This window comes from Rhodococcus sp. ARC_M6, assembly GCF_022810305.1.
GTDB lineage: Bacteria > Actinomycetota > Actinomycetes > Mycobacteriales > Mycobacteriaceae > Rhodococcus_F.
In genome coordinates this window covers 30737-51297 of the sequence record NZ_JALGQH010000013.1, presented here as the reverse complement: position 1 = coordinate 51297, position 20561 = coordinate 30737, and the positions used below count along the sequence as shown (strand labels likewise).

At 62.1% G+C, this 20561-nt stretch carries 20 protein-coding genes; 10 read left to right on the top strand and 10 right to left on the bottom strand.

Going from position 1 to position 20561, the window contains the following annotated elements; genetic code table 11:
• Window positions 1-45 precede the first annotated feature (45 nt).
• Window positions 46-942, top strand: a complete 897-nt coding sequence (locus MTX36_RS15455) for a phosphatidate cytidylyltransferase (protein WP_243620632.1) — start codon at window positions 46-48, stop codon at window positions 940-942.
• Window positions 943-948: 6 nt separating this feature from the next.
• Window positions 949-1677, top strand: a complete 729-nt coding sequence (locus MTX36_RS15450) for a class I SAM-dependent methyltransferase (RefSeq protein WP_243620631.1) — start codon at window positions 949-951, stop codon at window positions 1675-1677.
• 80 nt (window positions 1678-1757) lie between these two features.
• On the opposite strand, the gene MTX36_RS15445 is transcribed toward MTX36_RS15450, so the two are convergent.
• Together MTX36_RS15445 and MTX36_RS15440 are read right to left on the bottom strand one after the other, a co-directional pair.
• The gene (locus MTX36_RS15445; RefSeq protein ID WP_243620630.1) at window positions 1758-2600 is read right to left on the bottom strand and encodes a CoA ester lyase; all 843 of its coding nucleotides are present in this window, start codon (window positions 2598-2600) and stop codon (window positions 1758-1760) included.
• Window positions 2601-2695: 95 nt separating this feature from the next.
• Window positions 2696-3106, bottom strand: coding sequence for a lipopolysaccharide assembly LapA domain-containing protein (locus MTX36_RS15440; protein WP_243620629.1), 411 nt, complete (start codon window positions 3104-3106; stop codon window positions 2696-2698).
• A 102-nt stretch (window positions 3107-3208) separates the two neighbouring features.
• On the opposite strand from MTX36_RS15440, the gene rlmN reads away from it, so the two are divergent.
• Window positions 3209-4318 (top strand): 23S rRNA (adenine(2503)-C(2))-methyltransferase RlmN, encoded by a 1110-nt coding sequence (gene rlmN / locus MTX36_RS15435; RefSeq protein ID WP_243620628.1) that lies wholly within the window; start codon window positions 3209-3211, stop codon window positions 4316-4318.
• Window positions 4319-4401: 83 nt separating this feature from the next.
• Here the strand turns inward: rlmN and MTX36_RS15430 are convergent, their stop codons facing one another.
• Window positions 4402-4671, bottom strand: coding sequence for a DUF2631 domain-containing protein (locus MTX36_RS15430; RefSeq protein WP_243620627.1), 270 nt, complete (start codon window positions 4669-4671; stop codon window positions 4402-4404).
• Between the two features lie 120 nt (window positions 4672-4791).
• On the opposite strand from MTX36_RS15430, the gene dxr reads away from it, so the two are divergent.
• The 5 genes from dxr to MTX36_RS15405 all read left to right on the top strand — a co-directional run bounded on the left by dxr (window position 4792) and on the right by MTX36_RS15405 (window position 11194).
• On the top strand, window positions 4792-5949 hold the full coding sequence (gene dxr / locus MTX36_RS15425; RefSeq protein WP_243620626.1) for a 1-deoxy-D-xylulose-5-phosphate reductoisomerase: 1158 nt from the start codon (window positions 4792-4794) through the stop codon (window positions 5947-5949).
• Window positions 5950-5955: 6 nt separating this feature from the next.
• Window positions 5956-7170, top strand: a complete 1215-nt coding sequence (locus tag MTX36_RS15420; RefSeq protein ID WP_243620625.1) for an RIP metalloprotease — start codon at window positions 5956-5958, stop codon at window positions 7168-7170.
• Window positions 7171-7244: 74 nt separating this feature from the next.
• Window positions 7245-8402, top strand: a complete 1158-nt coding sequence (gene ispG, locus MTX36_RS15415) for a flavodoxin-dependent (E)-4-hydroxy-3-methylbut-2-enyl-diphosphate synthase (protein WP_243620624.1) — start codon at window positions 7245-7247, stop codon at window positions 8400-8402.
• A 92-nt stretch (window positions 8403-8494) separates the two neighbouring features.
• Window positions 8495-9331, top strand: a complete 837-nt coding sequence (locus MTX36_RS15410; protein ID WP_243620623.1) for a GNAT family N-acetyltransferase — start codon at window positions 8495-8497, stop codon at window positions 9329-9331.
• Window positions 9332-9379: 48 nt separating this feature from the next.
• Complete coding sequence (locus MTX36_RS15405; protein WP_243620622.1) at window positions 9380-11194, top strand: penicillin-binding transpeptidase domain-containing protein; 1815 nt, start codon at window positions 9380-9382, stop codon at window positions 11192-11194.
• A gap of 4 nt (window positions 11195-11198) precedes the next feature.
• Here the strand turns inward: MTX36_RS15405 and MTX36_RS15400 are convergent, their stop codons facing one another.
• Window positions 11199-12011, bottom strand: a complete 813-nt coding sequence (locus tag MTX36_RS15400) for a LuxR C-terminal-related transcriptional regulator (protein WP_243620696.1) — start codon at window positions 12009-12011, stop codon at window positions 11199-11201.
• A gap of 174 nt (window positions 12012-12185) precedes the next feature.
• On the opposite strand from MTX36_RS15400, the gene MTX36_RS15395 reads away from it, so the two are divergent.
• Entirely contained in the window at window positions 12186-13808 is a 1623-nt protein-coding gene (locus MTX36_RS15395; protein WP_243620621.1) for an AMP-binding protein, read from the top strand.
• A 53-nt stretch (window positions 13809-13861) separates the two neighbouring features.
• Here the strand turns inward: MTX36_RS15395 and MTX36_RS15390 are convergent, their stop codons facing one another.
• The 6 genes from MTX36_RS15390 to MTX36_RS15365 are packed head-to-tail and all read right to left on the bottom strand — an operon-like array spanning window position 13862 to window position 19612.
• Entirely contained in the window at window positions 13862-14647 is a 786-nt protein-coding gene (locus MTX36_RS15390; RefSeq protein ID WP_243620620.1) for an ABC transporter permease, read from the bottom strand.
• The gene (locus tag MTX36_RS15385; protein WP_243620619.1) at window positions 14622-15530 is read right to left on the bottom strand and encodes a 2-aminoethylphosphonate ABC transporter permease subunit; all 909 of its coding nucleotides are present in this window, start codon (window positions 15528-15530) and stop codon (window positions 14622-14624) included. The genes MTX36_RS15390 and MTX36_RS15385 overlap by 26 nt, the downstream gene beginning before the upstream one ends.
• Window positions 15527-16702 carry an ABC transporter ATP-binding protein gene (locus MTX36_RS15380; RefSeq protein WP_243620618.1) on the bottom strand — a complete coding sequence of 392 codons (1176 nt, stop codon included), beginning with the start codon at window positions 16700-16702 and terminating at the stop codon, window positions 15527-15529. The genes MTX36_RS15385 and MTX36_RS15380 overlap by 4 nt, the downstream gene beginning before the upstream one ends.
• A gap of 2 nt (window positions 16703-16704) precedes the next feature.
• Complete coding sequence (locus MTX36_RS15375; RefSeq protein ID WP_243620617.1) at window positions 16705-17754, bottom strand: 2-aminoethylphosphonate ABC transporter substrate-binding protein; 1050 nt, start codon at window positions 17752-17754, stop codon at window positions 16705-16707.
• A 26-nt stretch (window positions 17755-17780) separates the two neighbouring features.
• Entirely contained in the window at window positions 17781-18458 is a 678-nt protein-coding gene (locus tag MTX36_RS15370; RefSeq protein ID WP_243620616.1) for a phosphonatase-like hydrolase, read from the bottom strand.
• Window positions 18459-18484: 26 nt separating this feature from the next.
• A complete protein-coding gene (locus MTX36_RS15365; RefSeq protein WP_243620615.1) occupies window positions 18485-19612 on the bottom strand; it encodes a TIGR03364 family FAD-dependent oxidoreductase in 1128 nt (375 codons plus the stop codon).
• A gap of 110 nt (window positions 19613-19722) precedes the next feature.
• Here MTX36_RS15365 and MTX36_RS15360 point away from each other — a divergent pair, with 110 nt between their 5' ends.
• Window positions 19723-20430 (top strand): GntR family transcriptional regulator, encoded by a 708-nt coding sequence (locus tag MTX36_RS15360; protein ID WP_243620614.1) that lies wholly within the window; start codon window positions 19723-19725, stop codon window positions 20428-20430.
• The last annotated feature ends 131 nt before the right edge of the window (window positions 20431-20561 follow it).

The window sequence follows — 20561 nt, the reverse complement described above, 5'->3', positions numbered from 1 at the left end:
CGCGTTCCACGTGTTTGTTTGTCGGGAGTAGATCAGGGAGTTTGGGTGCACGCACAAGAGGGAACCGCCGGCGGTCCCGTCACGGACGGGCCGACGGGGGGCGCTGTTGGCGCGCAGCCGCCTACGTCGAAGGCCGGCAGGAATCTTCCTGCCGCCATCGGCGTCGGACTTGGTCTCGGAGCCTTGGTCATCGGGACCTTGGTCTTCCTGCCGCCCGGCTGGATAGCCGTCGTTGCCATCGCAATGTTCATCGCGACGTGGGAAGTTGCCACGCGTCTGCGTGAAGCTGACATCGAGGTTCCCCGGATCCCGTTGTTGATCGGCGGCCAGGCAACGATCTGGTTGGGTTGGCCCTGGGGTCCTGCCGGTGTGATCAGCGCGTTCACCGCCACCGTGTTGGTGTGCATGGTGTGGCGACTGTTCGACCACGGCCTGAAAGCCACCCCCAAGAACTTCCTGCGCGACACATCGATCACGGTATTCGTACTTGCGTGGATTCCATTGCTGGCGTCGTTCGGTGCCCTGATGGTTCTCGAAGACGACGGCCCGGGGCGCGTCGCAGTCCTGATGATCGGTGTGGTGTGTTCCGACGTCGGTGGTTACGCCGCCGGTGTGCTGTTCGGTAAGCATCCGATGGTTCCCGCGGTCAGTCCGAAGAAGTCTTGGGAAGGCTTTGCCGGTTCGATGATCTTCTGTGTGATCGGCAGCTTGCTGACGGTTACGTTGATCCTCGACGCGAATTCGATGATCGGTGTTCTACTCGGCGTTGTCCTCGTCGTCGTTGCTACCCTGGGTGACCTCATCGAGTCTCAGGTCAAGCGTGAACTCGGAATCAAGGACATGGGCACCCTCCTGCCGGGCCACGGCGGAATCATGGACCGGCTGGATTCGCTTCTCCCGTCGGCGTTTGTCACGTGGCTGATCTTGTACGCACTCGTCTGATCTCTCGTGCGTGAGTTCTTCTCGGGCCGGGCCAAGCCGATTCCCAGTCCGAACATCTGGCACTGGCCGGACGTGTACGAGGTCGAGAATCGAGCGCAGGACGTCGACGGCGCAATCTGGGCGGCAATGCGGGTCGCCGTGGACTGGACTGACCGTGACGTCGTCGACATCGGTTGTGGCGCCGGCTTTCATCTTCCGGAATTTGCTCGCGACGCGCGTCGCGTCGTCGGAGTGGAACCGCACCCACCCCTTGTGAAGTTGGCGCGTGATCGAACACGCGCTTCTGCCTTGATCGATGTGGTCGAAGGGTCCGCCGAGTCGACGGGAATCGACGAATCTTCGGTCGATCTCGTTCACGCCCGGACTGCCTACTTCTTCGGCAAGGGATGTGGCGCGGGGATCCGTGAGGCAATGCGCATTCTTCGGCCGGGTGGTGCACTGATGATCGTGGATCTCGACGTCAATGCGTCGCCGTACGGCGATTGGATGCGCGCCGACCTCCCCAAGTACGACGCGGCCGCTGTTGAAGCGTTCTTCGCGGCTCAAGGATTTTCGCTCGCCCGTGTGGACACTCGGTGGGAGTTCGCGACTCGGGACGATCTGCGTCGGGTTCTGGGTATCGAGTTCACCGAGAAGACTGCGGATCGTGCTTTCGCGCAGGTCTCCGGGCTGGCGTTTCCCGTTCGCTATCGCGTGCATGTCCGATTGAAGCCGCGGTCGTTGGAAATCATGTGACCCGCCGGAGTCTCACGTCAGGCGCTCCCGAAAGTCTGAGCGCCTGACGCCTTCTGCACCGATTCAGAACTAAGGAAGAATTAGCGCTGATTCGTGATGTGGAACAGGGTGGCAAGCTTGTGGATCTTCTTTGCCTTTGCGAGTCTCGGCAGGTCACTGCCGTCGCGTACCCGTGAGCCGTCTTCGCCGAGGTCGTCGATGACGTCCTGTGCCCAGACTGCGTCGGCGATGGACGGGCTCAATCCGGCATTGACGGGGGCGGTCTGCGCCGTTGTCATACACAGCTTGCCGGCCATGCCGAGTGAGAGGGTGATTGCGCAGTCGCGTGCAAGCAGATCTTGATCCGTACCCAGCGTGGGGCCGTCGATCGGTGCGGCGATGCGGGCCGCGCGACTGGCAATGGTCAGGCGCGAGCGCGGGTAGGACATCGAGGTGGGGGAGTCGTCCATCCCGGTGTCGCGTCGGAAGTCTCCGCTGCCGAATGCCAGCCGGAAGGTTCCGTCGGTGCGCGCGATTTCCGGTGCGGCTTCAAGTCCGACGGCCGATTCGACGAGTGCCAAGATCTTGGTGCCCTCGGGGAGTCGATCGGCGGTGGCGTCGACCTGCTGGCCACTCTCGGTTTTTGCGAGCATGACGCCTTCGAGGCCGGGGAGTCCGGCCAGCGCGGCGAGGTCCTCTTCCCAGAACGGGGTGGTCGCGTCATTGATGCGCACCCACGCACGGTTGTGTGCGCTCAGGAAATCGACGACGTCTTTTCGGGCGGCAGGCTTGTCGGGCGGGGTGACTGCATCCTCGAGATCGAGGATGACGGCGTCGGCCGCGCTGGCGAGGGCGGCGTCGAAGGTGTTCGGTTTGGATGCAGGGACCAGTAGCCACGATCTTGCCTGTTCAGGTGCAATTCGTAAGGTCACGGGTCTCTCCATGTGAGTAGTCACATCAGGGCCTTTCCGGTGATTTTCACGACACCAATGATGCCTGGTGAGCACGGGTTCAGGCCAATTGCGTAACTAGATTTCAGTCACAGTTGCCGCTTCGCTGCGCGTCGGATCTGAACGATGCGTATTCCGCCCGCCAACGCCATGATCAGTGCCCCGGCAATCGCCGAGAGCAGGATCGTGATGCCGAGCGGAAAATCTATTTGCCACGCCAGGATCTTGACGGAAACGCTTTCCAGATTCTGCAGGATGAATACCAGCAGAAGGATCAGCACGATCGCGCCGATGACCAGGCCGACCCAGGTTGTCGCGGCGCGGGTGCGGTCGGTGACGGCAGTTCCGGGCGGCGTCGAAGTGGGTGGGGCAACAGGTTCAGGATAGTGCTTTTCGAGGGCCGTCGTATCGTCGGTCTTGGGTAGTTCCGGGTCGGATCCGAATCCGTCCGTAGGACCGTACACGGGTGCGTTCGACGGATCTTCGGGTGTGCTGGACATGAGTCGATCATCACGCAATGGCGGTGAACATGCACGCTCTACGGGCTCACAATCGGGCCGCGGTGGGGGTGAACGTCAAAACAATGGGAGAATGGTGTAACTATGGCTGCCTCTCTTCCCCTCGTCTTCAATGCACCCAAGCGTGGAATGCCTCCTCGGCACCTCGCCGACCTCGATTCCGCAGAGCGCAAAGAAGCGGTGAAAGAGCTGGGTCTGCCCGCTTTCCGGGCCGATCAGTTGGCTCGGCAGTACTACGCGCGGCTCGAAGCCGATCCCGAGAAGATGACCGATCTTCCGGCGTCGGTGCGGGAAAAGGTGGGGGAGTCGCTGTTCCCGAAATTGCTGACGCCGATCAAGCATCTCTCGTGTGATTCCGGAGACACTCGTAAGACCCTGTGGAAGGCGCACGACGGCACGCTGCTCGAGAGCGTCCTCATGCGTTACCCGGAACGGGCGACTTTGTGCATTTCGAGCCAAGCTGGTTGCGGAATGGCCTGCCCGTTCTGTGCAACCGGCCAGGCCGGCCTCGACCGGAACCTTTCCACGGCTGAGATCGTCGACCAGGTTCGTGACGCGGCTGCCGCGATGCGCGACGGCGAGATCGCCGGTGGACCGGGCCGACTCTCCAACGTCGTGTTCATGGGCATGGGAGAGCCCCTGGCCAACTACAAGCGCGTGGTTGCTGCCGTGCGTCGCATCACGTCACCGGCTCCCGACGGACTCGGGCTCTCGCAGCGATCCGTCACCGTCTCGACGGTCGGTTTGGCTCCGGCAATCCGCAAGTTGGCCGACGAGGGGCTGAGCGTCACGCTCGCTGTGTCCTTGCATACGCCTGACGACGAACTTCGCGACACCTTGGTCCCGGTGAACAACCGTTGGTCGGTGGCCGAGGTTTTGTCAGCCGCACGTTACTACGCCGATCAGACCGGCCGACGCGTGTCGATCGAGTACGCGATGATCAAGGAAGTCAACGATCAGCCGTGGCGCGCCGACATGCTCGGCAAGAAACTGAAGAAGGCTCTGGGCGGCCTTGTTCACGTCAACCTCATTCCGCTCAACCCCACCCCGGGTAGCGAATGGGACGCCAGCCCCAAGGATGTCGAGCGCGAGTTCGTTCGCCGCGTCATCGCTCAGGGTGTTTCCTGCACGGTTCGCGATACACGTGGCCAGGAAATCGCTGCCGCTTGTGGTCAGCTGGCTGCCGAAAACTAAGAACTCCAACACAAGAGACCTCCACGAACACTGGGTTCGTGGAGGTCTTTTTGTTTGCCTGTCTCTATCGCGTGCGGCTGTCTCTATCGCGGGTGGCGGCGGACAATCACGTCGCGGATCAAGATGATCGCCATCAAGCCGGCAGTGCCGATCAGCCACAGGTCTTCGACCTTGCCGCTGTGATTGCCGATCATCATCAGGAGAAGGAATACCGTGAAGAACCATCCGGCAATACGCATCGCCTTGAGGCTTTCGCCACTCCACCCCCATGCGGCTGAGGGGACCTCGGCCTCATCGACGTGCGAGACCACGACGGGGGCGCTGGACTTGACGTCCAACTGGGTATCGGCCACGGTCGATCCTCCTGCTCATTCGGTTGAACTACTGCCCAATATCGTGACATACGACCGGCCGTCGTACGTAGTTGGGCGTCGATAAGGTTGTTCTCAGGTCTTATCAGGAACAATGGACGAGTGCAGGAAACCAGACCCACTCGCGTCCTTCTCCTCGGCAGTACCGGTTCCATCGGTACTCAGGCCTTGGAAGTCATCGCCGCTAACCCTGAACGGTTCGAAGTGGTCGGTCTGGCTGCCGGCGGGAACAACGTCGAGTTGTTGGCCGAGCAGATCGCAGCGACGGGGGTCAGAGATGTCGCCGTGGCCAATCCGGACGCCGCGGCTTCGCTTCATTCCGTGACGGCGCGTTCCGGTCCTGGTGCTGCAGCGGAGTTGGTGCGCGAGAGCGGAGCCGACGTCGTGCTCAACGCTCTAGTCGGATCGCTGGGACTGGAACCGACATTGGCGGCTCTCGAGTCGGGTGCACGGTTGGCCCTCGCCAACAAGGAATCGTTGGTCGCCGGTGGCGCGCTGGTCACCAAGGCCGCGGCTCCCGGTCAGATCGTGCCTGTCGACTCCGAACACTCGGCGCTGGCTCAGTGCCTGCGCGGCGGTACCGCCGACGAAGTGGCGCGGTTGGTTCTCACAGCGTCGGGTGGGCCGTTCCGCGGCTGGACGGCTGACGCTCTCGAGTCGGTGACGCCTGAGCAAGCCGGGGCCCATCCCACCTGGTCGATGGGTCCGATGAACACTCTCAACTCGGCAACCCTGGTCAACAAGGGGCTCGAGTTGATCGAGACGAATCTGCTGTTCGGTATCGACTACGACCGGATCGACGTCACGGTCCACCCGCAGTCCATCGTCCATTCCATGGTCACATTCTTTGACGGTTCGACGCTGGCTCAGGCGAGTCCGCCGGACATGAAGCTCCCGATCGCCCTCGCGTTGGGTTGGCCCGATCGAATTGCCGGCGCCGCTGCGGCCTGCGACTTCACGAGGGCGTCGACGTGGGATTTCGAGCCGCTCGACGAAACGGTCTTTCCGGCCGTCGAGTTGGCCCGTAGCGCCGGCAAGGCCGGCGGCTGTTTCACGGCAATCTACAACGCCGCCAACGAGATTGCTGCGCAGGCATTTCTCGACGGAGTCATTACCTTCCCGACCATTGTTCGCACGGTGTCCGCTGTTCTCGATGATGCGGGCGAGTGGTCGGCGGAACCGACTACGGTGGACGACGTTCTGGCCGCAGACGGTTGGGCACGCACGCGAGCGCGTCAGCTCGTGAAGCAGGAGGGCTAGAGCTTCATGGTTTTCGCATTTGGCGTAGTGCTGTTCGCCCTCGGTATCGGCGTGTCCATCGCCCTGCACGAGGCCGGCCACATGTGGACGGCCAAGGCGCTGGGCATGAAGGTCCGCCGCTATTACATCGGTTTCGGTCCCAAGATTTTCTCTTTCCGTCGTGGTGACACGGAGTACGGACTCAAGGCACTCCCGCTCGGTGGTTTCTGCGACATCGCGGGCATGACGGCACTCGACGAGATGACGCCCGAAGAAGAGCCGCACGCCATGTACAAGAAGGCGACGTGGAAGCGCGTCGTCGTCATGTCGGGTGGCATCGCGATGAACTTCATCCTGGGGCTCGTCCTGATCTACGGCCTGCTACTCGGCTGGGGGCGGGGTGAGCCGGCGCCGCCCGTGGTACAGGCAGTCACCTGTGTTGCGCCTGATCAGTTGGGTCAGGAAGGAAACTTCGATCTGACGGAATGCTCCGGCGGAGGCCCCGCCGGGGAGGCGGGCTTGCGTGCCGGCGATCGCATCACAGCCGTCGACGGGCAGAAGACGGAGACCTTTCCCGAAGTTGCCAAGGCGATCCGCGGAGTAGAGGGTCCCGTTGTCTTCTCGGTTGAGCGTGACGGGCAGTCGATGTCGATCACGGTGATGCCGGACCGGGTCCAGCGATACGTGAATTCCGCCAGCGGAGTCCCGGTGAAGCAAGAAGTGTCGGCGGTGGGAATCGGCGGTCCCAGCGCGACGTGGATCGAGTACAACGCACTCACTGCAGTACCCGCGGCGTTCGACTACACCGGCGAGTTGTTGGTCGACTCGGTGAAGGCGTTGGCTGATATTCCGTCGAAGGTCGGCGCGCTCTGGGAGTCCGTCACCGGTGGTGAGCGTGCGCAGGACACACCGATCAGTGTTGTCGGAGCCAGCGTCATCGGCGGTGAAGCAGCTGATCGAGCTGAATGGGCGATGTTTGTGGGTCTGCTCGCGTCGATCAACTTCTTCCTCGGTGTGTTCAACATCCTTCCGTTGCTGCCTCTCGACGGTGGCCACATCGCAGTCGTGTTCTACGAACGGATTCGTGACTGGTTCCGTGCACGTCGCGGTCTGATCGCCGGTGGTCCGGTCGACTACACAAAACTTTTGCCGATCACCTACGTCTTCATCGTCATTGGCGGCGCGTTCATGTTGCTGACATTGACGGCAGACATCGTCAACCCCATCAAGATCTTCGGATAGCGTCGACCAGCGCAATCATCCGCGAGTGACACCCCGGCTAAACTTGCAGTGAAGCTATGAAAGAAGGCACAGACGTGACCATCCCTATCGGTTTGGGAATGCCCTCGGCACCCGCAGCGATTCTCGCTCCGCGACGCAAGACCCGACAGTTGATGGTCGGCAATGTCGGTGTCGGAAGTGACTTCCCGATCTCGGTGCAGTCGATGACTACAACCAAGACGCACGACATCAATGCGACGCTTCAACAGATCGCAGAGCTGACGGCCTCGGGTTGTGACATCGTCCGAGTTGCCTGCCCCCGGCAGGAGGACGCCGACGCGCTGTCGATTATCGCCAAGAAGAGCCAGATTCCGGTTATCGCGGATATTCATTTCCAGCCGCGATACATTTTTGCTGCCATTGATGCCGGTTGCGCCGCTGTCCGTGTCAACCCGGGCAACATCAAGGAATTCGACGGTCGTGTCAAAGAGGTGGCGAAGGCTGCCGGCGACGCGGGCATCCCGATTCGTATCGGCGTCAACGCTGGTTCCCTGGATCCCCGGTTGATGGAGAAGTACGGCAAGGCGACGCCGGAAGCGCTGGTCGAGTCTGCGTTGTGGGAAGCCGGTCTGTTCGAAGAGCACGGTTTCGGCGACATCAAGATCTCCGTCAAGCACAACGACCCGGTCATCATGGTCGAGGCGTACCGCCAGCTCGCCGCAAAATGCGACTACCCGTTGCACCTCGGCGTCACCGAGGCCGGTCCGGCGTTCCAGGGCACCATCAAGTCCGCAGTGGCTTTCGGTGCGTTGCTCGCCGAAGGAATCGGCGACACCATTCGCGTCTCCCTGTCAGCTCCGCCGGCCGAAGAGATCAAGGTCGGCAACCAGATCCTGCAGTCGTTGAACTTGCGCCCGCGCAAGCTCGAGATTGTGTCTTGCCCGTCGTGTGGGCGTGCCCAGGTCGACGTCTACACCTTGGCCGACCAGGTCGCCGCCGGTCTCGAAGGCATGGAGATCCCGCTGCGCGTCGCGGTCATGGGTTGCGTCGTCAACGGTCCGGGAGAAGCACGTGAAGCCGATCTCGGGGTCGCGTCGGGCAACGGTAAGGGCCAGATCTTCGTGAAGGGCAAGGTCATCAAGACTGTGCCCGAAGCAATGATCGTCGAGACCCTCATCGAAGAGGCTATGAAGATCGCCGAAAGCATGGAAGGTGATTCGTCGGAGGGTGCTCCGGTAGTTACCGTCAGCTGAGATACTGGCCCGTAAGTTTCAGGTTCGTGGCAATCTGAGTGCATTACCAGTCCAGGTAAGAATGGACGCACGATGAGCGGAGGGGTTGGTCGATGCTGAAACTCCTTGGAGCCAAGCAGATCGGGAGTCGGGACCTCGACGATGTACGTCGTGTCCTCGACGCCGATCCGATTGCCTCGTGCATGATCGCCTCGCGGGTCGAGGAATTCGGCGTCGACCCGCGCATGATCCACGGTGAGCTGTGGAGTCGTGGTGGCCCGACGTCGTCGCTCTGTTTCGCCGGCGCAAATCTGGTACCGCTACGCGGGGAACTCGACGATATTCGTGCGTTCGCCGACCGTGCCTGCCGGATACCGCGAATGTGCTCGTCGCTGGTTGGTCGGGCGGAACTGGCATTGCCTCTGTGGGAGATGCTGGAGCTGGACTGGGGGAGTGCTCGGGAGGTTCGCGCAGAGCAGCCGCTGATGGCTGTTTCCGAGCCGTTGGCGTGCGCGCCCAACCCGTCGGTACGCCAGGTCCGCTCGGATGAGCTCGACATCTATCTGCCGGCTGCGGTGTCGATGTTCATCGAAGAGGTCGGTATCGACCCGCGGGCCAACGACGGAGGACGCGGATATCGGCATCGCGTGGCCAGCCTGATCGCGGCTGGCCGGGCCTGGGCTCATATCGAGGACGGGCAGGTCGTCTTCAAAGCCGAGGTGGGTTCGGTGTCGTCGCGGTGTGGTCAGATCCAAGGGGTGTGGGTCAACCCGGAATTCCGTGGTCAGGGGTACGGGATCACCGGCACTGCTGCCGTGGCCGAGTCCATCATGGCGAGCGGCCGCATTGCGAGTTTGTACGTCAACAGCTTTAACACAATCGCGCGCTCTACCTATTCGCGGGTCGGTTTCCGTCAGGTTGCGACGTTCGCGACTGTTCTCCTCGATTGAGTCGTGCCTGCGCTTTGCCGAGTGGGCCTCGACCTAGTATGGGATTCGATGAATACTCGGTCGTTCTCTCGTAGTCGCCCCGCACAATTTTTGGCGTCCTGCACTGTCTTATTCCTGGCGGTGGCGCTCAGCTCGTGTACTCCGAAGCCTTCGGGGCCGGAACCCGTCGCACAGCAGTTTCTGAGTGCGTTCGGTGATCGTGACATCGAGGAAGCTGCCTCGGTGACGGACCGTCCCGATTCTGCGGGAGCGGTCATGAGCGATACCTGGGATGCGTTGCAGGCCGATTCCATGACTGCGGAAACGACGTCGGTCAAGATGAACGGTGATACCGCGACGGTCGGCTACACCTACGTGTGGAACCTCCCGAAAGATCGTGTCTGGACGTACGACGGTGAGATCCAGATGGGTCGCAAGGACGGAAACTGGTCTGTCCGTTGGAGTTCTACCGACGTGCATCCCCGTCTCGGCGACAAGCAGACCATGTCTCTTCGATCGAAGGCAGCGCCGCGGGCTCGGGTCAACGAGCATTCGGGGACCGATGTCCTGGTTCCGGGAATCGTGTACCGGGTCAAGTTCGATCGCTCGAAGAGTGCAGATGTCATCGGTGCGGCAAATGCCTTGGCCGCGACGTTGGTTCGGTTCGACTCGTCCCTGACCGGTCAGTCGATTGCCGAGTCGTCGACCGCGGTCAAGGGTGATTACCTGGTGACCCGTTTGCGCAGTGACGATTACCAAGCAGTGTCCGCGCAATTGGCTGGAATCCCCGGTGTGACTGTGTCCGACGAATCGGATCTGGTTTCCACGGATCCGGAATTTGCGCCAGATCTGTTGGGACAGATCAAGAAAACCATCATCGACGAGGTCGACGGCAAAGCCGGCTGGAGCGTCGTCACGGTCAATCAGAACGGTGTCGACATCGGCGTGCTGACGGAGACTGCGCCGCAACCGGTTCCGTCGTTCACGATCAGTCTCGACCGCAACATTCAGATCGCGGCTCAGCGGGCCGTCGCGGTCAGTGCGGATCAGGCGATGATGGTGGTCATCGAGCCTTCGACAGGCGCAATTCTTGCGGTGGCTCAGAACAAGGCCGCCGATCGTGATGGTCCGGTTGCGACGATGGGCCTCTACCCGCCGGGTTCCACGTTCAAGATCGTGACTGCCGGCGCTGCGATTTCGGGCGGTCAGGCGACGCCCGACACGATGGTGCCGTGCCCGGGCCGCATCGAGATCGGGCAACGCAGTGTGCCCAACTACAACGAATTCTCGCTGGGCACAGTGCCGATGGCGACTGCGTTTGCTCGTTCGTGCAATACGTCCTTCGCGAAGTTGGCCAGCGAAATGGACCCCGATGCCTTGACTACCGCAGCCTCGCAGTTCGGTATCGGACCGGATTACACCGTGGTGGGCTTGCCGACGGAGTCGGGTTCGGTACCGCCGGCGCCGGATCTGGTGCAGCGCACCGAAGACGGCTTCGGGCAGGGCCTGGTTGTAGTGAGCCCGTTCGGAATGGCATTGGCTGCGGCGACGGTTGCCCATGGGTCCACTCCGGTGCCCCACCTGATTTCGGGTCGAGAAACCACCATCGACGGCGATAGTCCGTTGATCAGTACGGAGATGGTCGACGGTTTGCGCGGAATGATGCGCCTGGTAGTCACCAGCGGTACCGCTGAGCGAGTCAAGGATCAGGGTGAGGTGTACGGCAAAACCGGTGAAGCGGAGGTCGATGGCGGCTCGCACGCCTGGTTCGTCGGCTACCGTGGGAACTTGGCTTTTGCGACTCTTGTTGTCCGGGGCGGAAGTTCGGACAATGCAGTGAGTGTGACGCGAGATATGTTGGCGGCGCTTCCCGAAGGATACTGACGGCTCAGGGCAGTAGTCCCAGTTTTCTGGCCGTCACGACGGCTTCGTGCCGTGAGTGTGCGTCGAGTTTGCTCATTGCGCTTCTCAGGTAGCTCTTGACGGTCTCCGCGCTGACCGAAAGTCGTCCCGCTGTTTCAAGATTGGTGCATCCGAGAGCGACCTGGGACAGCACGTCGACCTCGCGTGGTGTGAGCGTCACGGTGGTTTCGGGGTCGATGCCCGTGGGGTTCAGGAGAAGTGCCAGCCGTTGGGAAAGTCCACGAAGTTTGATCTGCAGGTCGGAATCGGTGACAGTGTTTGCAACGCTGCGTAGTTCGGCGTGTACATCACGAATCTCTTCGGTGGACATTCCGTCGCCGGTAGTGGCGGATGCGGCTTGTAGGAGTTGGAGCCGTCTGTCGACTTCGTCGCGGATCGCCAACTCCGTGCCCAGGCGCCGCGATGCGGACACCATGATGTCGGCCGTTCGGTTGCCGATCGGGGCGAAGTCTCGGATGGCGGCATAGAGCACCGCGCGCGATTTACCCGCCACCATGACCGGGACAGCGAGGATGGAATGAAGTCCTTCGCTCAGTACCGGTCGGTCGAAATGATGGGTGATCGATTGAGAATTGCCGTAGTCGTTGACCGCGAACGGCGAGCGTTGGGCAACGACGCGTCCGCCCATGCCCGATCGCGGCGGGATAGCGAGACCTTTGAGATTGTTGGTGCGGGTGCCCACGAACTCGGTCAGGTGCAAAGTTTCGTCTTGCACTTCGCCGCCGAAGAGTACTGGAACTACTCCCTGAGCTGCGATTGATCGAAGTTCGCTTCGCATGGCGTCCCCGTCGCGGGGGCGTAGAAGGTGTGATGCAAGTCTGGACACGCCGTACCCCTTTCCGGGGGTAGTGAAGTTTCCCTGTGAGCTGGATCATAGGTGCAAGGCAGTATGTATGACGAGTCGGTCGTCGAACCCGCCGCCCAACCATACGACCATCAAAGGAGCACGTCGATGAGCACCGATCCCACCGCACGGGTGCGTGAGCTGTTGGAACAGTACGACACCCCAGGCGCCAGCGCCGCAGAACTCCTCTGCGACCGGCACCCTGCGGATGGTGTTGCGTTCACCGTCGTCGAGGCGGACCTCAGCTCGGTAGACTTGACTTACGGTTTCCTCCGCGAGCAGTCGTCGCGCTTTGCCGCGGCGCTTGCGGATCTCGGGGTGGAGCCGGGCGACAACGTTGCGACGCTCATGGGCAAGTCTGCTGATCTCGTAGTGGCATTACTCGGGATCTGGCGTCGCGGCGCGGTCCACGTGCCGTTGTTCACGGCTTTTGCCGCTCCGGCCATCGCCTTCCGGTTGACGGCCAGCGGCGCGAAGGTTGTTGTTTCCGATGCAAATCAGCTGGAAAAACTCGCGCCGAGCGAAGACATTCCGGCCGACGCGTCCTGGCGCGTGATTGTTGCCGGCGGCGCAGCAGGCGACGAGTTGGACTTCGACGCACTCGTTGCGGCGCAGGATGCCGACGACCCGCGCGGTGTTGCGCAAGCTGTCGGTGGCGACGCCCCGATGGTTCAGCTGTTCACCAGCGGTACGACGGGAACTCCCAAGGGTGTGCCGGTGCCGGTACGCGCGTTGGCTTCTTTCCACGCCTACCAGGAGTTCGGTCTCGACGTCCGTGAGGACGACGTATTCTGGAATGCTGCAGACCCGGGTTGGGCGTACGGGTTGTACTACGCCTTGCTCGGCCCGCTGGCGGCCGGAACTCGCAGTTTGCTTCTGCACGCGGGGTTCTCGGCACCGCTGACATGGCAGATCATCGAGAAGTTCGGCGTCACCAATTTTGCTGCGGCGCCGACGGTCTACCGCAGCTTGCGTGCGGACAAGGCGCCGGTTCCCGACGGAATTTCGCTGCGTCGAGCGTCATCAGCCGGAGAACCCCTGACGCCGGATGTTGTTGCGTGGTCCAAGGGTTCACTGGGCGTCGAGGTGCGCGATCACTACGGTCAGACCGAGCACGGAATGTTTATCGTCAATGCATGGGCCGACGAAATTCGTGAGGATGTACGGCCGGGCTCGATGGGTCGTCCGCTGCCGGGCTGGTCTGCTGCTGTGTTGGAAGATGATTCGGATGCGGTGGCGCCCGCACGCACTCCGGGTCGGGTGGCGATCGATACCCACAACAGTCCGCTGATGTGGTTCACCGGGTACGTCGACGCTCCCGAGAAGACGAAGCAGCGTTTCACCGAGGATGGTCGTTACTACATCACCGGTGACGCCGGCATGACGGACGAGGACGGATTCTTCTACTTCTCCTCCCGCGATGACGACGTGATCATCATGGCGGGCTACCGCATCGGACCCTTCGACGTCGAGAGCGTGCTGGTCATGCACGAGCACGTTGTCGAGGCTGCCGTTGTGGGCATGCCCGATGAGTTGCGCGGCGAGGTTCTCGAAGCGTTTGTCGTTCTGCGCGACGGTGTTGACGGCAACGATGATCTGGAGAAGGAACTGCAGACCCTGGTGAAGAAGAAGTTTGCCGCCCACGCCTATCCGCGGACGGTGCACTTTGTTCCGGGTCTGCCCAAGACCCCCAGCGGCAAGGTTCAGCGGTACATCTTGCGCAAGGGATAATCTGCTGTGCGCCTTTATTAACCGCCCGCGGTTAATAAAGGCGCACAGCAGGTTCAGCGTCGGCGGATCCTGCCGACCACCATGAGGGCGATCAGGGTGACGGCCAGCAGCAGGGTGGTATTTGCTGCGGCAAGAAACACCTGACCGCGGTCGGTGAGTCCGAAGATGCTGACCGGCAATGTCTTCCATGTTGCCGGGTATACCATGACGGTGGCGCCGAGCTCGCCCATCGAGAGTGCGATGGACAGTCCGGCTGCCGCGCCGAGGGCCGGCAGTAGAAGCGGTAGGGTCACGCGGGTCAGTACCCGGAAGGGGCCGGCGCCGAGGGATTCCGCTGCCTGACGGTAGGCCGGGTCGAGCCGTTCCAATGCTGCCGTTACCGAACTGAATGCGAAGGCCAGCACCAATACGGTGTGCGCGAGGATGACGATCCATTTGGTACCGCCGAGCAGTATCGGGCGCTCGTTGAACGTGATGAGTAGACCCAGACCGATGGCGACTGATGGCACCGCGATGGGCAGATGGAACACGGTATCGGTGATGCGGCGCAGCCACATCGGCGATTCCTTCGCTGCCAACGCTGCCCAGGTTCCGACCACCAAAGCGAGTGCGCCGGAAATGAAGGCGGTCTGCAAACTCACTGTCAGGCTCGCGAAGTTCGCGTCGGACAATGCTGCCGAGAAGTTCTTGGTGCCGAGGTCCGATGGTAGCGGGCCGGTCCACGACCCGGCGAGCGCAGCCGCCACCACGGTAGCGATGGGCGCCGCAAAAACTATTCCGACAACGAGGGTGAAGAATCCGAGAACCAGGGCTCTAGAGCTTCGTGTCCACAGCAGCACGGCTGCCTCCCATCAGAGAGTTGAAGGTGAATCGGTAGAGGCAGTACAGCCCGAGTGAGAGTGCTACCTGGACGGTGGCGATCACGGCGGCTCCCGGCAGGTCGAAGGTGACGATTCCGCGGGTGTAGATGAGTACGGGAAGCGTGACAACGTCTTTCGCGCCTGTGAACAGTACGATGCCGAATTCATTCAGGGTCATCAGCAGAACCAGCGATCCGCCGGCGAGCAGCGCAGGCCAGGCCTCTGGCATGACTACCTGGCGGAGAACGCGGACCGGAGATGCGCCGAGGCTGGCAGCCACATCGAGTTGTTCGCGAGGAATCTGCAGAAATGCGGCAAGCAGTGGCCGTACGACAAACGGTGTGAAGAAGGTGATTTCGGCTGCGATCACGCCGAACGGAGTGTTCAGGAAATTCAGCGGTCCGGTCGAATCGCCGGTGATGTGCACGATCAAGGCGTTGACGGCGCCGGCAGTTCCGTAAAGAAACGTGAAGGCGAGCGTGATCAGGAACGACGGTAGCGCGAGGACTGTGTCGATCAGGCGTCCTACCACTTTGGAGCCGGTGAAGGGAACAAACGCGAGGACCAGTGCAAGGAAGGTGCCGAGGACCAGGCAGCCCAGGGTGGATAGCACTGCGATCTGAATGGTCCGCCACAGAGCGTTTCGGAACAATTCGGATCCGAGGACCGAAGTCCACGTGTAGAGTCCGGTGCCGTCCGGGGTGTTCAGAGATTCGGTCAGGACGCGTGCGGTGGGGTACACCGCGAAGACCAGAACCAGCAGGAGCGGTGGCAGCGCCCAGGCGATCTGACGCCACGGTATCGGATCGCTGCGAGTCGGTGCAGGCGTTGGTGTTTGGGGGCGTTCCATTGTGGTTGTCATGGAGTTCGATCCGACGGTACGAGGACACTGCCGTCCAGTGGTAGGACAACCCCGACCTCGGCGTCGACTGGGCGCTCGTCGTGGCCTGTCACCTCGGCGTCGATACGAATGTCACCGAGACCGGTGACAGCCAGGGTGATGCGCGTCGTCGATCCACGCCAGACGCTGGAAACGATGCGCGCGGAGAAGGATCCGCGTGCTCCGGCCGATGTCACGGATACGGCATGGGGTCGAACACACAGGTAGGCGGCCATATCGGACTCCCACTCGATGTGCCCGACCTCGGGCTGGGGTGCGTGTGCCGTGAACGGCGTGCCGCCGATCGACACCAACGCGGACGTTCCGATGACCCGGGTTACGTTGCACGGCAGTAGGTTCGCGCCGCCGAGGAATGCGGCCGTGAAGCTGGACGGCGGTCGCTTCCAGAGGTTTTGTGCCGTATCGATATCCGCAAGACGGGCGTTGCGCATGACCGCAATACGGTCGGCAAGGGCCAGTGCCTCGCTCTGATCGTGAGTCACGTACAGCATTGCTGTATTGGGCAGAGCGGCACGAAGTCGGGTCAACTCGCCGAGCATACTTTCGCGGAGTTGAGCGTCGAGTGCGGCGAGTGGTTCGTCGAGTAGTAGTACGCCCGGCCGAATCGCCAGTGCCCGGGCGATGGCAATGCGCTGCTGCTGGCCGCCGGAAAGCTCACGGGGGAGCCGCTTTCCGTAGGCGGACATGCCGACCATCTCGAGGGCTTCCGCCACCCGAGCCGCGATCTCGGATCGAGGTACACGATGCGCTCGGAGTCCGAACGCGACGTTGTCGGAAACTTTCATGTGTGGGAAAAGTGCATACGACTGTACGACGACGCCGATACCACGTTGCGCCGGAGGGAGATCGGTGATGTCGCGGGTGCCGAGCCTGACAGAACCAGACGTGGGGCGCACAAAGCCTGCGAGGGCTTTGAGGGCCGTCGACTTGCCGGAACCGCTGGGCCCTAGCAGTGCAACGGTTTCACCCGGCGCTACTCGCAAATTGAAATCGACCAATGCGTGAGTCGCGGTCTTCCCGCGGCCGTAGGCAACGTTGACACGGTCGAAGGTGATGGCGGGAGCGGAATGTTCGATTGCTCCGTGTACACCCAATGTTTGTGGGAGCGTGCGCCCCAGTCTGGTTCTGGCCATGATCAGCTCCCGGTGGCTTTCTGGTACGCGGCGACGTCGGCGTCGAGGGTGGTGAGTACGTCGTTCCAGTTCGGGGTCCAGACGGTGACGCCCTGGAGAACACCGCTGGGTGTGTTCTTGTCGGTGGATTCGCCTGCAGCGCTGCGTACGTCCTCACGAACCGATATGCCGAGCGCATCCTTCGCAATGGTCTTCTGCGATTCTTCGGAGAGTAGGAACTCCATCAGCTTCTTGGCCTGCTCGCTGCTCGGGGCGCTCTTCGCGAGACCCATGACGTACGGCAGCGCGATAGTGGTGCGGTTGCCGTCGGCTGCAGCGGGGAAGAAGATGTCGAATTTGGAACCGTCGTCGGCGATGGATGCGAGGTTCATCTGGACATCACCGTTGGCGACCAGCAGTTCGCCGTTACTGACCTTGGGCTGCAACTTTCCGGTGGACGACGACGGTCCGACGTTGTTGGTCTGTAGTTTGCCGAGGTAGTCGAGTGCGCCCTGCTTGCCCATGAGGTGCTGGAGCAGCAGGAGTACGGCGGTTCCGTCGCCGGCTTGGCCGGGGGTGGAGTACTGCAACTTGCCCTTGAACTGTTCGGTCAGCAGGTCGTCCCACGTCGTCGGCGCCGGTGACGCGGTCGGGTTGGCAATGAACGAAAGGTAGTTCTCGACGACGGGGACGTACTTGCCGGCGGCGTCCTTCTCGGCGGCGGGAACGGCGGAGGTATCGATTCCGCTCGGCTCGAGCAGTCCCTGGGCGTCAGCCTTCTGGATGAACGGCGGCAGCGTGATGATGACGTCGGCCTGCGGGTTGGACTGTTCCTTCTCGACTCGGGAGACAACTTCGCCGGATCCGGCTTCTACGAGGTTGACCGCGATGCCGGTTTGGGCGGTGAAGGCGGCGAATCTTCCTTCGTACCAACCGGACAGACCGTCGGCGCTGTAGACGGTGACTGTTTCGGTACCTGATCCCGCGGCAGTGCCGGTTCCACCGCAGGCGGTGGTGAGGGAAAGGACGGACACGGCGAGGGCGGCCGCAGCAAGGTTCGGGCGGAGACGCATGACGATTCCTTTTTCAGAAGGTGAGATCAGGAGTTGACGAGGAGTTCGGCGAAGTCCGTTACGGACTCGACGATGTGGGTGGCGCCGGCATCACGAAGCTGATGTTCGTCGTGGGCGCCGGTCAAGGTTCCGGCCACAATCGATGCACCGGAACGGATTCCGCTGAGCACGTCGTTGGACGTGTCGCCGACTACGGCGATCTGGTGGACGTCGTCGATTCCCAGGCGAAGGAGTGCGGTGAGAATCAGATCCGGGTAGGGGCGCCCGCGGCCGGCTTCGGCGGGGGAGAGGGTGAGGTCTGCGAGAGTTTCCCAGCCCAGGGCGGCAAGGAGCTTGTCCTGGGTTGATCGGCTGAATCCGGTGGTCAGGGCTACTTTGATGCCGGCTTCGCGCAATGTGGTGATCGCCTTCTCGGCGCCCGGAATAGGTTGCGCGAGTCCCTGATCGATCAACGCGTCGTAGGTGGTTTCGAAGGCCGCGTTGGCGGCCTGAGCACGATCCTCGTCGCCGAAGATTGCGCGGAAGACCACAATCTTGGACTGGCCCATGGTGTCGAGGACGTACTGACGGGCGGCATCGGCGTCCGGGCCCTCGGCGGGTAGTCCGCCGGCTTCGGCCGCGGCGGCGAAGGCGCGAAGCACCAGGCCGTCGTCGGCGACTGTGGTGCCGGCCATGTCGAGAACGGCCAGTGTGATGGGAGACATGGGGATTCCTTTGTGTCGGAGAAGTTTCAGAGACCGAGTTGATCGGCGGTGTGCTCAGCGAGGGCTGGTCCGAGCGTCATGCCGCGTCCGCCGGGGCCGGCGATTACCCAGACGTTGTCGGCGGCCTGCGCGCGATGCACTAGTTGTGCGGGATCGAGGCACTGGCTGTACACGCCGGCCCACCGCTTGACGATCGGCGGAAGATCGCGCCCGAGAAGGGCTTCCGTGACGGAAGCGAGGTGCTGGTAAGGGGCCTCGTCGACATCGAAGTTGAAGGGCTCTTCGTACTCGTGGGTGTCGCCGATAGTAAGGCCACCGTGTAGGCGCTGGACGCACAGGAGTTGCATGCGGTGCTCTTCGGCGGTCGGTTCCTGCGGTTGAACCGTGCGCAGGGTGTCCAGGGCAGAACCCGCGAAGCCAGGGTAGTAGCGGAAGCTGTCGCCGTCTGCGATTGCGGTGGTGAGCTTTTCGCCGAGCGGCGCGGTTTGCATCATCTGGAGGCGCACGCGGCGCAGCGGCAGGTCACCGGCGAGGTCGCGGGCTAGTCCGCCCAGTGTTGCTCCGGGGCACACGATCACGAAGTCGGCGTCGTAGCTGCGGCCGTGGTCGTCGCGGATGTGAACGCCGGATTCGGTGGTGGTGATCTCGCGGGCTTCGGTGCCGGCCTGGAAGGTGTACCGACCAGTGGCTTCCAGGTAGGAGCGGATGGCGGGGAGGGCTTGGCGGGATTCGACGGCGGCGTCGAGTGAGCAGTGCAGACCACCGAGGAACGTGCCGCGCAGTGCTGGGTTGACGGCGCGGACACCGTCGGCGTCGAGGAGTGTGAAACCGCGAGTGTCGGCGTCGGGACGAGCAAAGGCTTCTTCTGCGACGGCCACTTCTTCGTCGGTGCGCATCAACGTAATCGAACCAGCTGCGCGGTACCCGATCTTCGGTACTCGAACTGCCAGGTCAGCCCACAGTTCACGTGACCGCACGGCAGCCTCGAGTTCGTGGGGAGCGCGCCCCGATACCCAGACCAACCCGAAGTTCCGTACCGTGGCACCGCGGGCTTCACGCTCGCGTTCGAGATGGATGACTTCGTGTCCTCGGCGGATTGCCTCGTCGGCATGGGCCGTTCCGAGGATTCCTCCACCCACAATCAAAATTCGCATGTAGAGATAATGACGTTTGGTCTAGACCAATGGGGATAATTGAGGCGAACAGTAGGTTAACGTTTGGTATAGACCAATTTTCGCGTAATCTGATCCCCGTGAATCGCCAGATGAGTGTTGCAGAACCGGAACCCAAGTACTACCGCGTGCGCACAGAGATCGAGACGATTCTGGATGGGCTCGAAGTAGGAGATGCGGTTCCGTCCGAACGGGAACTTGCCGCTCGATTCACCGTCGCCCGCGAAACCGTGCGTCAGGCACTGCGTGATCTGCTGGTCGAGGGGCGCATCGAACGCCGCGGGCGCGGAACCGTTGTCTCGAGTCCCAAGCTGGTGCAACCGCTTTCGCTGCGGTCGTATACGGAAGGTGCGGTCAGTGCGGGGCGAGTCCCGGGACGACGGGTGGTGACATTTGAGCGCATCCTCGCCGACGACGGACTTTCGGCCGAGTTAGGAATCGACGTCGGCGATTCTGTCGTACATCTCGAACGCGTCCTGCTCGCGGACGGTGAGAAGATCGGACTGGAATCAACGTATATGCCGGACAGTAGGTTTGGTGAAATGCTGGACACCTTTGACGCCACGACGTCGCTCTATGCGGCTATTCGTTCCATCGGCGTTGTCTTCGGATCGGCCACCGAGCGAATTGAAACAGTATTGGCTTCGCCCCGCGAGGCGACACTGATGGAGTCCACGACCTCGATGCCGATGCTCTTGCTGCACCGTACGTCCGTGGATCCCGACGGCATTCCCATTGAGCGTGTGCGTTCGCTCTACCGCGGTGATCGGATTGCGTTCCTGACAACTCTGCGCGAGTAGATCCGGCGCGCGAAGTTGACGCGTCGACCGATCCCTGTAGTACGTCTGCCCGGTAGTGGCCGGGTCACTGCGGGCTACCTCGGGTCGGTCGAATGTACGGTCATATTTAGTCTGCTGCCGGTATCGTGACC

Coding starts and splice junctions, on each gene's coding strand:
- MTX36_RS15370 (WP_243620616.1), bottom strand. CDS start 18,458: ATGTCTCCCATCACACTGGCCGTTCTCGACATGGCCGGCACCACAGTC.
- MTX36_RS15400 (WP_243620696.1), bottom strand. CDS start 12,011: ATGCGAAGCGAACTTCGATCAATCGCAGCTCAGGGAGTAGTTCCAGTA.
- MTX36_RS15375 (WP_243620617.1), bottom strand. CDS start 17,754: ATGCGTCTCCGCCCGAACCTTGCTGCGGCCGCCCTCGCCGTGTCCGTC.
- MTX36_RS15440 (WP_243620629.1), bottom strand. CDS start 3,106: ATGTCCAGCACACCCGAAGATCCGTCGAACGCACCCGTGTACGGTCCT.
- MTX36_RS15365 (WP_243620615.1), bottom strand. CDS start 19,612: ATGCGAATTTTGATTGTGGGTGGAGGAATCCTCGGAACGGCCCATGCC.
- MTX36_RS15445 (WP_243620630.1), bottom strand. CDS start 2,600: ATGGAGAGACCCGTGACCTTACGAATTGCACCTGAACAGGCAAGATCG.
- MTX36_RS15360 (WP_243620614.1), top strand. CDS start 19,723: ATGAGTGTTGCAGAACCGGAACCCAAGTACTACCGCGTGCGCACAGAG.
- MTX36_RS15395 (WP_243620621.1), top strand. CDS start 12,186: ATGAGCACCGATCCCACCGCACGGGTGCGTGAGCTGTTGGAACAGTAC.
- MTX36_RS15385 (WP_243620619.1), bottom strand. CDS start 15,530: ATGACAACCACAATGGAACGCCCCCAAACACCAACGCCTGCACCGACT.
- rlmN (WP_243620628.1), top strand. CDS start 3,209: ATGGCTGCCTCTCTTCCCCTCGTCTTCAATGCACCCAAGCGTGGAATG.
- MTX36_RS15420 (WP_243620625.1), top strand. CDS start 5,956: ATGGTTTTCGCATTTGGCGTAGTGCTGTTCGCCCTCGGTATCGGCGTG.
- MTX36_RS15380 (WP_243620618.1), bottom strand. CDS start 16,702: ATGGCCAGAACCAGACTGGGGCGCACGCTCCCACAAACATTGGGTGTA.
- MTX36_RS15410 (WP_243620623.1), top strand. CDS start 8,495: ATGCTGAAACTCCTTGGAGCCAAGCAGATCGGGAGTCGGGACCTCGAC.
- MTX36_RS15405 (WP_243620622.1), top strand. CDS start 9,380: ATGAATACTCGGTCGTTCTCTCGTAGTCGCCCCGCACAATTTTTGGCG.